Below are 13,086 nucleotides of genomic sequence, written 5' to 3'. Positions count from 1 at the left end.
CCCCCGCGCCCCGCTCCCGACATACCCTCATCCCATGGCAGTCCCCGTCCCGCTCGGCACCGAGGACCGCACCGCCCGCCTCACCCTCCGCCGCCCGGACTCCTGGCGCCGCGAGGACTCAGCCCAGGCGGACCTGCGCGTCACCGGCGACGACGTCGTCCTCACTGTCCGATCCCGCCCCAGTGACCGCGCGATCGGCGACGAGAACACCGGGCTGCTCGAACGGCTGCCCGGCTCCGTCGAGGGCCTGCTGCTCGTCGGCTGCGACCCGTGGACCACCGCCGGCGCCCCGGCCCGGCTGGTCGAGTACGTCCGGCCCGACGAGCACGGCGACGTCGCCGGCACCCACCTGCTCTTCGTCACCGGTCGGCACCGCGTCGACCTGACGATCGAACGCCCGCTCGCCCGGCTGCTCGAGACCGACGACCTCGTGCTCGCCGTCCTCGAGAGCGTCCGCGCCACCGAGACGGTCCCGGTCCGCCCCGAGCGTGACCTCGAACCCCTGCCGGCCCCCGCCCCGGCACCGTCGCTCGACGGCCCCCGCCTCAGCACGGACGCGATCGGCACCCTGCAGAGCCTCGCCGGACGCCGGTGGAACCCCACGCTCCTCCGCACCGCGGCGGGCCGCGAACTCATCGAGGCGGGCCTCGTCGGCCGGCTCGGCACGCTGCCGGAGTCGACCCAGACCCTCCTCGAACCCTGGCAGGGCGATGCCCAGCCGGTCACGCTGGAACAGCACCTGCCCGACGGGGGCGAGCCGCGCCTCCAGGCCTGGTCGCAGACCGTCGTCGACGGGACCGACGCGGCGGGTGCCGTGGTCGCGTCCGTCACGCCCGACCGGGCCGTCGCGCTGCTGGCCGGGAGGCTCGGCATCGGTCCGACGTGGACCTTCCCGTTCCGCACGGGGTCGCTCCCAGGGCACCTGCTCGGCCGCAAGCTGGCCGGCGGTCCGGACGCACCGGACCTGCCGGAGGCCCTCGCCGAGGCGGACCCGCGCCTCGCGCGGTTCTGGGCCGCGCCGTGGACCGTCTCGTACCTGCGTCGACCGGGCAAGCCGAAGCCGATCACGATCGTGCGGGCCGAGGGGCACGGGTTCGCGCGGGTGGGCGCGACGAAGGCCGGGGAGACCGCCTTCCGGACGGACTCCCCGGCCAACGTCTACCGGTCGGTGGTGCGGGCGCTGCTGGGCTGAGCGCGCCCGGTTCTCCCGCTACGCGGCGGGGCCGGCGGTCAGGGTGATCGTGACCGTCTTCGCGGCGCCGGTGCTGTCGGTGTACCGGACGCTCACCTTGTCGCCCACCGAGTGCGACTGGACGACCTTGGTCAGCTGGTCCGAGCTCGTGACCGCGGTGCCGTCGATGCTCGTGATCGTGTCCCCGGCGGTCAGGCCGGCGCTCGCGGCGCCGGAGCCCTCGACCGTGCCGGCGACGGCGACGCCGCCCGTGGTGCCGGAGGTGTTGCTGACCTCGACCCCGAGGAACGCGGGCAGCCCGATGGTGATCGTGCTCGAGGACTCCCCGGCGAGGATCTTCTCGGCGATCGTCTTCGCGGTGGTGATCGGGATGGCGTAGCCGGTGACGTCGGCCGTGCCGGAGGACGCTGCCGTGGCCATGCCGACGACCTCGCCCTCGCTGTCGAGCACCGGTCCGCCGGAGTCGCCGGAGACGATGTCCGCCGAGATCTCGATCAGGCCGGTCAGGGACTCGGTGCCGGTGCCGGACTCGCTCTGCACCTGGATGTCCTGGTCGGTCGCGGTGACGGTGCCCTCGGCGGCGACGAGGTTGCCGGTGCCCTCCGCGTTGCCGACGTCCTTGACGGTGTCACCGGTGCTCGGCTCGCCGTCGTCGTCGAGCGTGACCGTGGACAGCCCCGAGGCGTTCTCGAGCTTCAGGACGGCGACGTCGTTGGTGGCGTCGGCCCCGACCACGTCGGCCTTGTACTCCTTGCCGGTGGTCTCGTCGGTGACGGTGATGCTCGTCGCGCCCTGGATCACGTGGTTGTTCGTCAGGATCGTGCCGTCGGAGGTCAGGACCATGCCGGTGCCGGCCGCCTGTGACGACTCGTCGTAGTTCAGGACGGTGTTGATGGTCACGACGCCCTTCTTGTCGGCGGCCGTCGCCGCGGTGGCGGGGGACTGGGTCGTGCCGGTGCCGGCGCTGCCGTCGCCGCTGGTGCCGCTGCCGCTGCCGTCGCCGGGCACCGTGAAGCCGTTCGTCCCGTCGCTGCTGCCGGTGCCGCCGGTCCCGTCGGTGCCGGATCCGGTGTCGGGCAATGTGGTGGTGCCCTGCGACTGGCTCGACGTCGTGGTCGTCCCCTGCGACGACAGGCCGAGGGCGGTGCCACCGGCCGCACCGACGATGGCGAGTGCAGCGATGCCGGAGCCGATCATCAGTCCCAGCCGACGCGGGCGCTTCGTCGTACCGGAGTGGTTCGCGGTCGCCGCCGAGTACGCCCAGGCGTGGTTCGCGCCGGCGAGGGCGGGGCTGCCGATCAGGTACGGGCCGCGGCCGTCCGGCGTGTAGGCGTAGGGGCCGGAGCCGTCCGGACCGTAGAGGTAGGGACCCGAGCCGTCGAACGCGTACGCCGGGCGCAGGGAGGCCGGGTCGGCGTGCGGCGCCTCCCAGTGCATCCCGGGAGCCTGCTGCTGCGCGGCGGGGGTGCCGTCCTCGTCGTGGTCGGCGGCTGCGGGGTTCGGGGTCTCGTTCATCGGTGCTCTCCGGTCGTCCCTCGACGACCCGGTCGGGCGTCGATGGAGACCAGTACAGGGCGCTTCCCCATGACGAGCCTATGAACGAACCCTGCGCACGCTCCGGGCTTGCTCGGGGGACGCCGAGTGGGGCTCCGGCGTTAGGGTGGCCTTACTTCCATGCCTCCGTCGACGTCCACGCCCCCGGCTCCCAGCTCCGTCCCCCGACTCGTCGGTGCGACCGTGCTGGCGGTCGTCGTCCTCGCCGTGGCGTGTGCGCTGTCGATCGCGTACGGCTCGCGGCCGATCCCGCTCGGCACCGTCCTCGACACGGTGATGCATCCCGGGCGGAGCGACGAGATCGGGCTCATCGTGCTCGGCAACCGCGTGCCCCGCACCGTCGTCGGACTGCTCGCCGGGGCCGCGCTCGGGGTGGCCGGGGCGGTCATGCAGGGCGTGACGCGGAACCCGCTCGCCGACCCGAGCGTCCTCGGCATCAACTCCGGAGCGACCCTGGCCGTGGTGGCCGGGATCGCGGTCTTCGGCGTGAGCGGCACGGCTGCCTACCTGCCGTTCGCGTTCGTCGGGGCCGCCCTCGCCGCCGTGCTCGTGTACGGGATCGCGACCGTCGCCCGACGCGGCCTCTCTCCTGTCGGGCTCGCCCTCGCCGGAGCTGTGGTCGCCGCAGCGCTGTCGTCGGTCACCACCGCGGTGCTCGTGACCGACCAGAGCCTGCTCGACCAGCTGCGGTTCTGGCAGGTCGGTGCCCTCGCCGGCAAGGACCTCGGCACGGCGGGGATCATCACGGCGCCGGTGCTCGTCGGGCTGGTGATCGCGTTCGGTCTCGGTCGGTCGCTCAACACCCTCGCGCTCGGGGACGAACTCGCGGCGTCGCTCGGGCAGCGGGTCGTGCTCGTCCGCGCCGTCGGCGGTCTGGTCGCGGTGCTGCTGGCCGGCTCCGCGGTGGCCGCCGCCGGGCCGATCGCCTTCGTCGGGCTCGCCGTGCCGCACGCCGTCCGCCGGCTGAGCGGCCCGGACCACCGCTGGACCATCCTGCTGTCGGCGATCGTCGCCCCCGCACTGCTGCTCGTCGCCGACGTCATCGGCCGCGTCGTGGCGTACCCGGGGGAGCTGCAGGTCGGCATCGTCACGGCGTTGATCGGCGCGCCGGTGTTCATCGCGCTCGTGCGGTCGAGGGCGGTGCGGGGACTGTGAGGCAGTTGTTCGGCTCCGGCCGCCCGCGGTCCGGCGGTCTGCGCCGCTCGGCCGGCCTGCGTCGTGAGGTCGCGGTGCTCGTCGCCGTGCTCGTGGTCGTCGTGGTGCTCGTCCTGGTCGGGCTCGGCGCCGGTTCGATCCCGCTCACCCCGGGCCAGGTGCTCGCCTCCCTGTTCGGCCAGGGGGACCGGATCTCGGACTTCGTGATCGGGCAGCTCCGCGGGCCGCGGGTGCTCGGTGCCGTCCTCGTCGGCGCCAGTCTCGGCGTCGCCGGCGCGATCGTGCAGAGCGTCGTGCGGAACCCGATCGCGAGCCCCGACGTCATCGGGATCACCTCGGGGGCCAGCGCCGCCGGACTCACCGCGATCGTGCTGTTCGGTGCCAGCGGTGGCACGCTCTTCTCGGTCGTGCTCGTCGGCGCCGTGGTGGTCTCGATCGTCATCGCCGGGCTCGCCTGGCGACGAGGGATCACCGGCAACCGGGTGATCCTCGTCGGGATCGGCGTCGCGGCGATCTGCCTGAGCATCACCGGCTGGATGCTCACGAGCGGCACCGTCACCCAGGCCGGCACCGCGCTGCTCTGGCTCTCCGGCAGCCTGAACGCCGTCGACCGCGACCTGGTCGGGGTGCTCGGCGTCGCGTTCGTCGTGCTCGGCGTGCTCGCGCTGCTGCAGTCCGCCCGTCTGCAGGTGCTGAGCCTCGGGGACGAGGTCGCCGCCGCACTCGGACTCCGGCCGGACCGGGCGAAGGTGCTCCTGCTCCTCACCGCCGTGTGCCTGACCGCCGCAGCCGTCGCCACCGCGGGGCCGGTCTCGTTCGTGGCGCTGATGGCCGCGCCGATCGCCCGACGCCTGGTCGGCGGTGGACGGGTGGCACTCGCGCCGGCCGCTGCCGTCGGAGCCGCGATCACGCTCGGCAGCGACCTCCTGGCACAGTTCGCCTTCCCCGGCACCGCGCTGCCGGTGGGCGTCGTGACGGGCGTCGTGGGGGCGCCGTACCTGCTCTGGTTGCTCGCGCGGGGACGGTGACGCCGGGTCGCACGAGTCGATGACGTCGGGTCCCACGGGTCGCAGACGCGGCTCGTGCGTTCGCGGATCGCGGAAGTCCCTCCACAGTCCCAGATCGGGGCTGCCGCTCGGGCCGTCGTTTCCGATACGCTGGTGGGCCAAGAGGAGGAGGTCCACCGATGCCAGATCCAGTGGTCCCGCAGCCGGGCGGTCAGAAGACCCCGGAGCAGCGGCTGGTCGACACCACGCTGACCTTCAGCATGGACATGGGAGCGGCGCTCACCGCCGAGTCCGGTGTCTCGACCGAAGAACGTGAAGCCGTCAACGCACTGCCCTCCGGGTCGGCGTTGCTCGTGGTCCGTCGCGGCCCCAACGTGGGTGCGCGGTTCCTCCTCGACTCCGACGTCACGACGGCCGGTCGACACCCCGACGCCGACATCTTCCTCGACGACGTCACCGTGTCGCGCAAGCACGCGCAGTTCCTGCGCCACGGCACGAGCTTCAGCGTCAAGGACAACGGTTCGCTGAACGGCACGTACTTCGACGGTGTCCGCATCGACGAAGCGCTGCTCACCGACGGGGCCGAGGTCCAGGTCGGCAAGTTCCGCCTGACGTTCTACGCATCTCGGGTCGACCTGGCGCGCCTGGCGAACGCGTAGTGGCCGCACGGTCCGCTGCGGCCCGGGCGGGGTCCGCGGCACCGGACCTGCTCACCATCGGGCAGGTCCTCGCTCGCCTCAAGCCCGAGTTCCCGGACCTGTCGAGCTCCAAGCTGCGGTTCCTCGAAGAGCGCGAGCTCGTCACCCCGATCCGCACGGCCAGTGGGTACCGCAAGTTCTCCGCTGGCGACCTCGAGCGGCTCCGGGTGATCCTCGGACTGCAGCGTGACCACTACCTGCCGCTCAAGGTCATCAAGGAGTACCTCGCCGACCTCGATGCCGGACGCGAACCCGTCCTGCCTGGCGGAGGCGACGCGCCGAAGCCGTCGATCCTCGGTCGCGAACGCCGGTACACCCGCGACGAGACGGTCCGGGCAGCCGGAGCCTCCCCGATGCTCCTCGCCGACGCGGTCTCGGCTTCGCTGCTGCCGGCCACCGACACCTACGGTGACGACGGCGTCTCCGTGCTGAAGGCCCTGGTCGAACTGCAGCGCACGGGTATCGAGCCGCGACACCTCCGCACGCTGCGCAGCACCGCCGAGCGCGAGGTGGGTCTCATCGAGTCCGCCCTCATGCCGGTCTCCCGCCGGGGCGACGCCACCTCTCGCGCGAAGGCCACGGAGCTCGCGCGCGAGATCGCCGGGCACCTCGAGATCATCCGGTCGAACCTCATCCGCCAGGCCATCGGTCGTCTCGACGCATGACGCCGTCCGGTGCTCCGACAGGGCTTGTGTGTCAGTGGCCGAGGCGTATCCTCGACACGCCGGACGCGCCGGGTCGGATGTCCCGCGCGGGAGCGGTCGGAGTCGCTACCGTGGACCTCGGAACAACTCTCAACCCGTCGTTGAAGCTTCGGGTGGGAGCTCGATCGTCGTGGAAGGCAAGCTCATGAGTGGGAACGACACCCCTGGCACCGAGTCTGATGTGACCCGGTACGACCTCGGGCTGCTCTTCACCGATGGTCTGCCCGAGCACGACGAGCAGAACGGCTACCGTGGCACCGTCGCCGCACGGGCAGCCGGCATCTCGTACCGCCAGCTCGACTACTGGGCCCGCACCGAACTCGTGCAGCCGACGATCCGTGGGGCCGCCGGCTCCGGATCGCAGCGCCTGTACGGGTTCCGCGACATCCTCGTGCTCAAGCTCGTGAAGCGCCTGCTCGACACCGGCATCTCGCTGCAGCAGATCCGCACCGCGGTCAACCAGCTCCGTGAGTCCGGCGTCTCCGACCTGGCGCAGACCACGCTGATGTCCGACGGCGCCTCGGTGTACCTGTGCACCTCCGACGACGAGGTCATCGACCTCGTGTCCCGCGGCCAGGGTGTCTTCGGCATCGCGGTCGGCAAGGTCTTGCGTGAGGTCGAGAGCTCCCTGGTCGAGCTCGACGCCACCGCCGCGGCCGACCCCTCCGACGAGCTCGCCGCTCGTCGCGCTTCCCGCGCTTCCTGACGAGGTTCTCGTCCAGCGGATCGGGGCCGCGTGGTCACGAACCGTCGTGTGTGCGTCGCCGAGGTGTCACGAACTGTCGCCTGCGGGGCTGCTAGCCGACAGTTGGTGACCGCTCGGCGGACGTGAGCGGTGTGTTGTGACCGCTCGGCGAGCCGGGGCCGGGCGTGTCTGTCGGGGTCGGGGTGGGCCTCCCGGCAGTCGGCGCGTGGTCATGAACCGCCGTGTGTGCGTCGCTGAGGTGTCACGAACTGTCGGATGCGACGCTGCCTGCCGACAGTTGGTGACCGCTCGGTGGACGTGAGCGGTGTGTTGTAGCCGCTGGGCGAGCCGGGGTCGGGCGTGTCTGTCGGGGCCGGGGTGGGCCTCCCGGCAGGCGGCGCGCGGTCACGAACCGTCGTGTGCGCGGCGCCGAGGTGTCACGAACTGTCGCCTGCGACGCCGCCTGCCGACAGTTGGTGACCGCTCGGCGGATGTGAGCGGCATGTCACGCGACCGCGACCGCGACCGCGACCGCGAACACGCGACCGCACGAGCACCGACCTACGCGGCGCCACCCTCGGCGTACGGACCGATCTTGCCGGTGCGCATGATGCGCTCGAGCAGCTGGTCGAAGTTCTTCGCCATCTCCTGCGCGGACTCGCCGGGCCAAACGTGCAGCGGCTTCGCGGCACCCTGCGCCTGCTGCAGCGACGTGCGCTCCGGCAGCTGCGGGGAGAGCACGAGCGGGCCGAACATGTCCCGGAGCTCCTTGATGCGGAACTGGTGCTCGAGCGACTGCACCCGGGCACGGTTCACGATGATGCCGAGGGGCTGCAGGCGTGGGGAGAGGCCGCGGCGGATCTCCTCGATGGCGCGCAGCGCACGGTCGGCGGCGGCGACGGAGAACAGGCCGGGCTCGGTGACGACGGTGACGCGGTCGGACGCGGCCCACGCGGTGCGGGTCAGGGCGTTCAGCGACGGCGCACAGTCGATGAGGACGAGCTCGTAGTCCTGCTCGACGTTGGCCAGGGCCTCTTCGAGCTTCCAGATGTCGCGGATCGACGGGTGCGGCCCGTCGAAGTTGATGGCGGAGGGCGACCCGACCATGACGTCGATCTTGCCCTGCGACCCCTTCGTCCAGCCCGAGGGGGCGATCGCCTGACGGACGATCTTCTCCTTCGGGTTCTCGAGGACGTCGGCGACGTTGAGGTGGCCGGCGAGGTTGATGTCGAGGCCCGTGGAGACGTCGGACTGCGGGTCCAGATCCACCACCAGCGTGCGCAGTCCCTTGGCGAACGCGGCCGAGGTCAGGCCGAGCGTCACCGTCGTCTTGCCGACACCACCCTTGAGGGAGCTCACGCTGAGTACATGCACGTTGAGCAACGTTACCGCCACTAGGGTTGTCTCACCTCAACCCGGGCTGAAAGGGACGTCGTGTTCACGAAGATCCTCGTTGCGAACCGTGGCGAGATCGCCATCCGCGCGTTCCGTGCCGCCTACGAGTTGGGGGCCCGTACGGTGGCCGTCTACCCGTACGAAGACCGGAACTCCCTGCACCGGCTCAAGGCCGACGAGGCCTACCTGATCGGGGAGCGGGGCCACCCGGTCCGGGCGTACCTGGACGTCTCCGAGATCATCCGCGTCGCCCGCGAGTCGGGGGCCGACGCGATCTACCCGGGGTACGGGTTCCTCTCCGAGAACCCCGAGCTCGCCGCGGCAGCAGCCGCGAACGGCATCACCTTCATCGGTCCGGGCGAGCACGTGCTCGAGATGGCCGGCAACAAGGTCACCGCGAAGGAGCACGCGATCGCGGCCGGCGTCCCGGTCCTCGCGAGCACCCCGGCGAGCCGCGACATCGACGAACTGATCGCCGGCGCGGACGCGATCGGGTTCCCGGTCTTCGCCAAGGCCGTCGCCGGTGGTGGTGGACGTGGCATGCGCCGGGTGGAGACGAAGCCCGAGCTGCGCGACGCCCTCGAAGCCGCCATGCGCGAGGCCGACAGTGCGTTCGGCGACCCGACGATGTTCCTCGAGCAGGCCGTCATCCGTCCGCGCCACATCGAGGTGCAGATCCTCGCCGACGCGACCGGCACCGACGCGGGCACGATCCACCTGTTCGAACGGGACTGCTCGGTGCAGCGGCGCAACCAGAAGGTCGTCGAGATCGCGCCGGCGCCGAACCTCGACCCCGCGATCGCACAGGCACTGCACCGTGACGCCGTGGCCTTTGCCCGGTCGATCGGGTACGTCAACGCCGGCACCGTGGAGTTCCTGCTCGACACCGAGGGCGAGCGCGAGGGGCAGCACGTCTTCATCGAGATGAACCCGCGCATCCAGGTCGAGCACACGGTCACCGAAGAGGTCACCGACGTCGACCTGGTGCAGTCGCAGATGCGCATCGCGGCGGGGGAGACCCTCGCCGACCTCGGCCTGTCGCAGGACACCGTCGCCGTGCACGGCGCCGCGCTGCAGACCCGCATCACGACCGAGGACCCGACGCAGGGCTTCCGTCCGGACACCGGCCGGATCAGCACCTACCGCAGCCCCGGCGGTGCCGGCGTCCGGCTCGACGGCGGCACGGTCGCCACCGGCGCACAGATCAGCCCGCACTTCGACTCGATGCTCGCGAAGATGACGTGCCGCGGTCGGGACTTCCCGGCGGCGGTGTCCCGTGCCAAGCGCGCCCTCGCCGAGTTCCGCATCCGCGGCGTCAGCACGAACATCCCGTTCCTGCAGGCCGTGCTCGAGGACCCGGACTTCGCCCGCGGCGACGTCTCGACGAAGTTCATCGAGGAACGCCCGCAGCTCTTCGGCGGCCACGTCTCGAAGGACCGCGGCACGAAGGTGCTCACCTGGCTCGCCGACGTCACGGTGAACAAGCCGAACGGGGAGCGGTCGCCGCTGGTCACCGACCCGGCCGACAAGCTCCCGGCCACCGACCTGACGGTGCCGGTGCCCGAGGGGCAGCGCGACCGCCTTCTGGCGATGGGTCCGGCCGAGTGGTCGAAGGCCCTGCGCGCCCAGACGGCCCTCGCGGTGACCGAGACGACGATGCGGGACGCCCACCAGTCGCTCCTCGCGACCCGGGTCCGCACGAAGGACCTCGTCGCCGTCGCACCGCACGTCGCGCGGCTCACCCCGCAGCTGCTCAGCGTCGAGGCCTGGGGAGGTGCCACGTACGACGTGGCACTCCGGTTCCTCGGTGAGGACCCTTGGGAGCGCCTGTCCTCGCTGCGCGAAGCGATGCCGAACATCCCGATCCAGATGCTGCTGCGCGGCCGGAACACCGTCGGGTACACGCCGTACCCGACCGAGGTCACCGACGCCTTCGTCGACGAGGCCGCCCGTTCCGGCGTCGACGTCTTCCGCGTGTTCGACGCGCTCAACGACGTGAGCCAGCTGCGTCCAGCCCTGGAGGCCGTGCTCGCGACCGGCACGGCCGTCGCCGAGGCGGCGCTCTGCTACACCGCCGACCTCCTCGACCCCGCCGAGGACCTCTACACGCTCGACTACTACCTCCGCCTGGCGGAGCAGATGGTCGAGGCCGGCGCGCACGTCATCGGCATCAAGGACATGGCGGGGCTCCTCCGTGCCGGTGCGGCCGAGAAGCTCGTCACCGCGCTGCGCGAGCGCTTCGACCAGCCGGTGCACGTGCACACCCACGACACCGCCGGCGGCCAGCTCGCGACCCTGCTCGCCGCCTCGCGCGCCGGGGCGGACGCCGTCGACGTGGCCGCGGCACCCATGGCCGGCACGACCAGCCAGCCGAGCATGTCCGCCCTGGTCGCCGCCCTGGCCCACACCGAGCGCGACACCGGCCTGTCGCTCGACGCCGTCGGTGACCTCGAGCCGTACTGGGAGTCGGTCCGTCGCGTGTACGCCCCGTTCGAGTCCGGGCTCGCCGGTCCGACCGGGCGTGTCTACAAGCACGAGATCCCCGGCGGCCAGCTGTCGAACCTCCGGCAGCAGGCGATCGCCCTCGGCCTCGGTGACCGGTTCGAGCAGGTCGAGGACTGGTACGCCGAGGCGAACCGGATCCTCGGACGCCCCACCAAGGTCACGCCGTCGTCGAAGGTCGTCGGTGACCTCGCGCTGCAGCTCGCCGCGGTCGGTGCCGACCCGGTCGACTTCGAGCAGAACCCCGACAAGTACGACATCCCGGACTCCGTGGTCGGGTTCATGGCCGGCGAACTGGGCGACCTGCCCGGCGGCTGGCCCGAGCCGTTCCGCTCGAAGGTCCTGGCCGGGCGCGACGTCCGACTCGAGATCACCCCGGTGCCCGCGGACGAACGTGCGCACCTCGAGACCCCCGGACCCGCGCGCCAGCAGGCGCTCAACCGCCTGCTCTTCCCGCAGCCGACGCAGCAGTTCCAGCGCGTGCGGGAGCAGTACGGCGACCTGTCCGTCGTGCCGACCGTCGACTACCTGTACGGGCTGCGCCCCGGACAGGAGCACAGCGTCCCGCTCGGCAAGGGCGTCGACCTGTTCGTCGGGCTCGAGGCGATCGGCGAGGTGGACGCCAAGGGCATCCGCACCGTCATGGCGACGATGAACGGGCAGCTCCGCCCGGTCGCCGTCCGCGACCGTTCGGTCGAGGTCGAGACGAAGGCGGCCGAGAAGGCCGACGCGTCCGACCCCAAGCACGTGGCCGCGCCGTTCTCCGGTGTGGTGACGCTCAAGGTCGCCGTCGGTGACGTCGTCGAGGCCGGTACGCCGGTGGCGAGCATCGAGGCGATGAAGATGGAAGCGGCCATCACGGCGCCCGTGTCGGGCACCGTGGGCCGACTCGCGATCCCGGTGACCCAGCAGGTGGACGCCGGCGACCTCCTGGTGGTGCTGCAGTAAATTGACCGTTCGTCCCATCCGCCTGTTCGGCGACCCCGTCCTCCGCTCGCCGGCCGACCCGATCCGCCCCGAACTGCTCGGGAGCGCCGGGGTCCGTGACCTCGTGCAGGACCTCATCGACACCGTCAAGGAACCCGGACGGGCCGGGGTGGCCGCGCCCCAGATCGGCGTCGGACTCCGTGCGTTCTCGTACAACGTGGACGGTGAGGTCGGCTACGTCCTCAACCCCGAGATCGTCGAGGTCTCCGGCGAGCCCGAGCTCATGGAGGAAGGCTGCCTCTCCGTCCCGGGGCTCGGCTACCCGACGCGTCGCTCCCCGTACGCGAAGGTGCGGGGTGTCGACGTCGACGGCGACGAGGTCGTCCTCGAGGGCACCGGCCTGATGGCCGAGGCGCTCCAACACGAGTGCGACCACCTCGACGGCACCGTCTACGTGATGACGCTCGACCCCGAGGTCCGCCGTCAGGCACTGCGCGACATCCGTGCGCAGGACTGGTTCCACTGAGCGCTTGCACAGTCCCGCGTTCGCCGGCTGTGAACAGTGGTGTGACACCCCCACGGGGGATTGTCGCTTTGTCCTGACGAGGGGGTACCGTGCTGCTGTCGGCCTCCCACCGACGACCATCCCATCCCCCAGGACTCCCGCATGACCAGTCAGAACGACGAGCTCAGCTCGCACCGCACCCGCACCAACCGTCGACCAGCCGAGACCACCGTCACGACCGGTTCGACCGCCGTCCTCGACGCCCCCGCGACGGAGCAGTCGCAAGAGGCCTGAGCCCCGCAGGCGCCCCCGGCGCCCGCTGAACGGCCTGGAGGCCCGGATCACGTCCGACGGACGTGATCCGGGCCTCCAGGCCGTTGCGTCCACACCCGCGCGTACCTGGCGGAATCGGGCGTACCTGGTCGGAAGAATCGACCCGGTACGCCCGAATCGACCCGGTCCGCCCGAATCGACCCGGTACGCCCGGGGCTGGTCGTTCGGCGGGGCGGCCGCGCGCGTACCTGGCGGAATCGGGCGTACCTGGTCGGAAGAATCGACCCGGTACGCCCGGAACGACCAGGTACGCCCGGGGCTGGTCGCTCAGCGGGGCGGCCGCGCGTGTACCTGGCGGAATCGGGTGTACCTGGCCGGAAGAATCGACCCGGTACGCCCGAATCGACCCGGTACGCCCGGGGCTGGTCGCTCAGCGGGGCGGCCGCGCGTGTACCTGGCGGAATCGGGTGTACCTGGTCAGAAGAATCG

The 13,086-nt window shown here is 71.7% G+C and carries 11 protein-coding genes; 9 read left to right on the top strand and 2 right to left on the bottom strand.

The annotated features are described in order from the left end of the window. Nucleotides 1-34 precede the first annotated feature (34 nt). Complete coding sequence (locus DEI98_RS13350; protein ID WP_111100998.1) at nt 35-1,192, top strand: hypothetical protein; 1,158 nt, start codon at nt 35-37, stop codon at nt 1,190-1,192. 18 nt (nt 1,193-1,210) lie between these two features. Here the strand turns inward: DEI98_RS13350 and DEI98_RS13345 are convergent, their stop codons facing one another. Then, nucleotides 1,211-2,707 (bottom strand): S1C family serine protease, encoded by a 1,497-nt coding sequence (locus DEI98_RS13345; RefSeq protein ID WP_258370866.1) that lies wholly within the window; start codon nt 2,705-2,707, stop codon nt 1,211-1,213. Nucleotides 2,708-2,866: 159 nt separating this feature from the next. On the opposite strand from DEI98_RS13345, the gene DEI98_RS13340 reads away from it, so the two are divergent. From DEI98_RS13340 to DEI98_RS13320, 5 genes are all read left to right on the top strand, one after another. Then, complete coding sequence (locus DEI98_RS13340) at nt 2,867-3,901, top strand: iron ABC transporter permease (RefSeq protein WP_110864611.1); 1,035 nt, start codon at nt 2,867-2,869, stop codon at nt 3,899-3,901. Then, complete coding sequence (locus DEI98_RS13335; RefSeq protein ID WP_258370865.1) at nt 3,898-4,929, top strand: iron ABC transporter permease; 1,032 nt, start codon at nt 3,898-3,900, stop codon at nt 4,927-4,929. Before DEI98_RS13340 ends, DEI98_RS13335 begins: the two co-directional genes overlap by 4 nt. Before the next feature lie 158 nt (nt 4,930-5,087). Beyond that, nucleotides 5,088-5,567: an FHA domain-containing protein gene (locus tag DEI98_RS13330; protein WP_051596676.1), complete on the top strand. Its 480-nt coding sequence runs from the start codon at nt 5,088-5,090 to the stop codon at nt 5,565-5,567. Beyond that, complete coding sequence (locus DEI98_RS13325) at nt 5,567-6,271, top strand: MerR family transcriptional regulator (protein WP_111095397.1); 705 nt, start codon at nt 5,567-5,569, stop codon at nt 6,269-6,271. Before DEI98_RS13330 ends, DEI98_RS13325 begins: the two co-directional genes overlap by 1 nt. A 184-nt stretch (nt 6,272-6,455) precedes the next feature. Then, the gene (locus tag DEI98_RS13320; protein ID WP_027465231.1) at nt 6,456-7,016 is read left to right on the top strand and encodes a MerR family transcriptional regulator; all 561 of its coding nucleotides are present in this window, start codon (nt 6,456-6,458) and stop codon (nt 7,014-7,016) included. A 540-nt stretch (nt 7,017-7,556) separates the two neighbouring features. Here DEI98_RS13320 and DEI98_RS13315 read toward each other — a convergent pair. Then, the gene (locus DEI98_RS13315) at nt 7,557-8,369 is read right to left on the bottom strand and encodes a ParA family protein (RefSeq protein ID WP_027465232.1); all 813 of its coding nucleotides are present in this window, start codon (nt 8,367-8,369) and stop codon (nt 7,557-7,559) included. A 60-nt stretch (nt 8,370-8,429) separates the two neighbouring features. Here DEI98_RS13315 and DEI98_RS13310 point away from each other — a divergent pair, with 60 nt between their 5' ends. From DEI98_RS13310 to DEI98_RS18925, 3 genes are all read left to right on the top strand, one after another. After that, complete coding sequence (locus DEI98_RS13310) at nt 8,430-11,840, top strand: pyruvate carboxylase (RefSeq protein WP_111100997.1); 3,411 nt, start codon at nt 8,430-8,432, stop codon at nt 11,838-11,840. 1 nt (nt 11,841) lies between these two features. Then, on the top strand, nt 11,842-12,345 hold the full coding sequence (locus tag DEI98_RS13305; RefSeq protein ID WP_071405406.1) for a peptide deformylase: 504 nt from the start codon (nt 11,842-11,844) through the stop codon (nt 12,343-12,345). A 141-nt stretch (nt 12,346-12,486) separates the two neighbouring features. Beyond that, nucleotides 12,487-12,618, top strand: coding sequence for a hypothetical protein (locus tag DEI98_RS18925; protein ID WP_258366694.1), 132 nt, complete (start codon nt 12,487-12,489; stop codon nt 12,616-12,618). The last annotated feature ends 468 nt before the right edge of the window (nt 12,619-13,086 follow it).

The sequence above is a fragment of the Curtobacterium sp. MCLR17_034 genome, assembly GCF_003234485.1.
GTDB lineage: Bacteria > Actinomycetota > Actinomycetes > Actinomycetales > Microbacteriaceae > Curtobacterium > Curtobacterium flaccumfaciens.
This window is presented reverse-complemented; position numbering and strand designations above follow the sequence as displayed.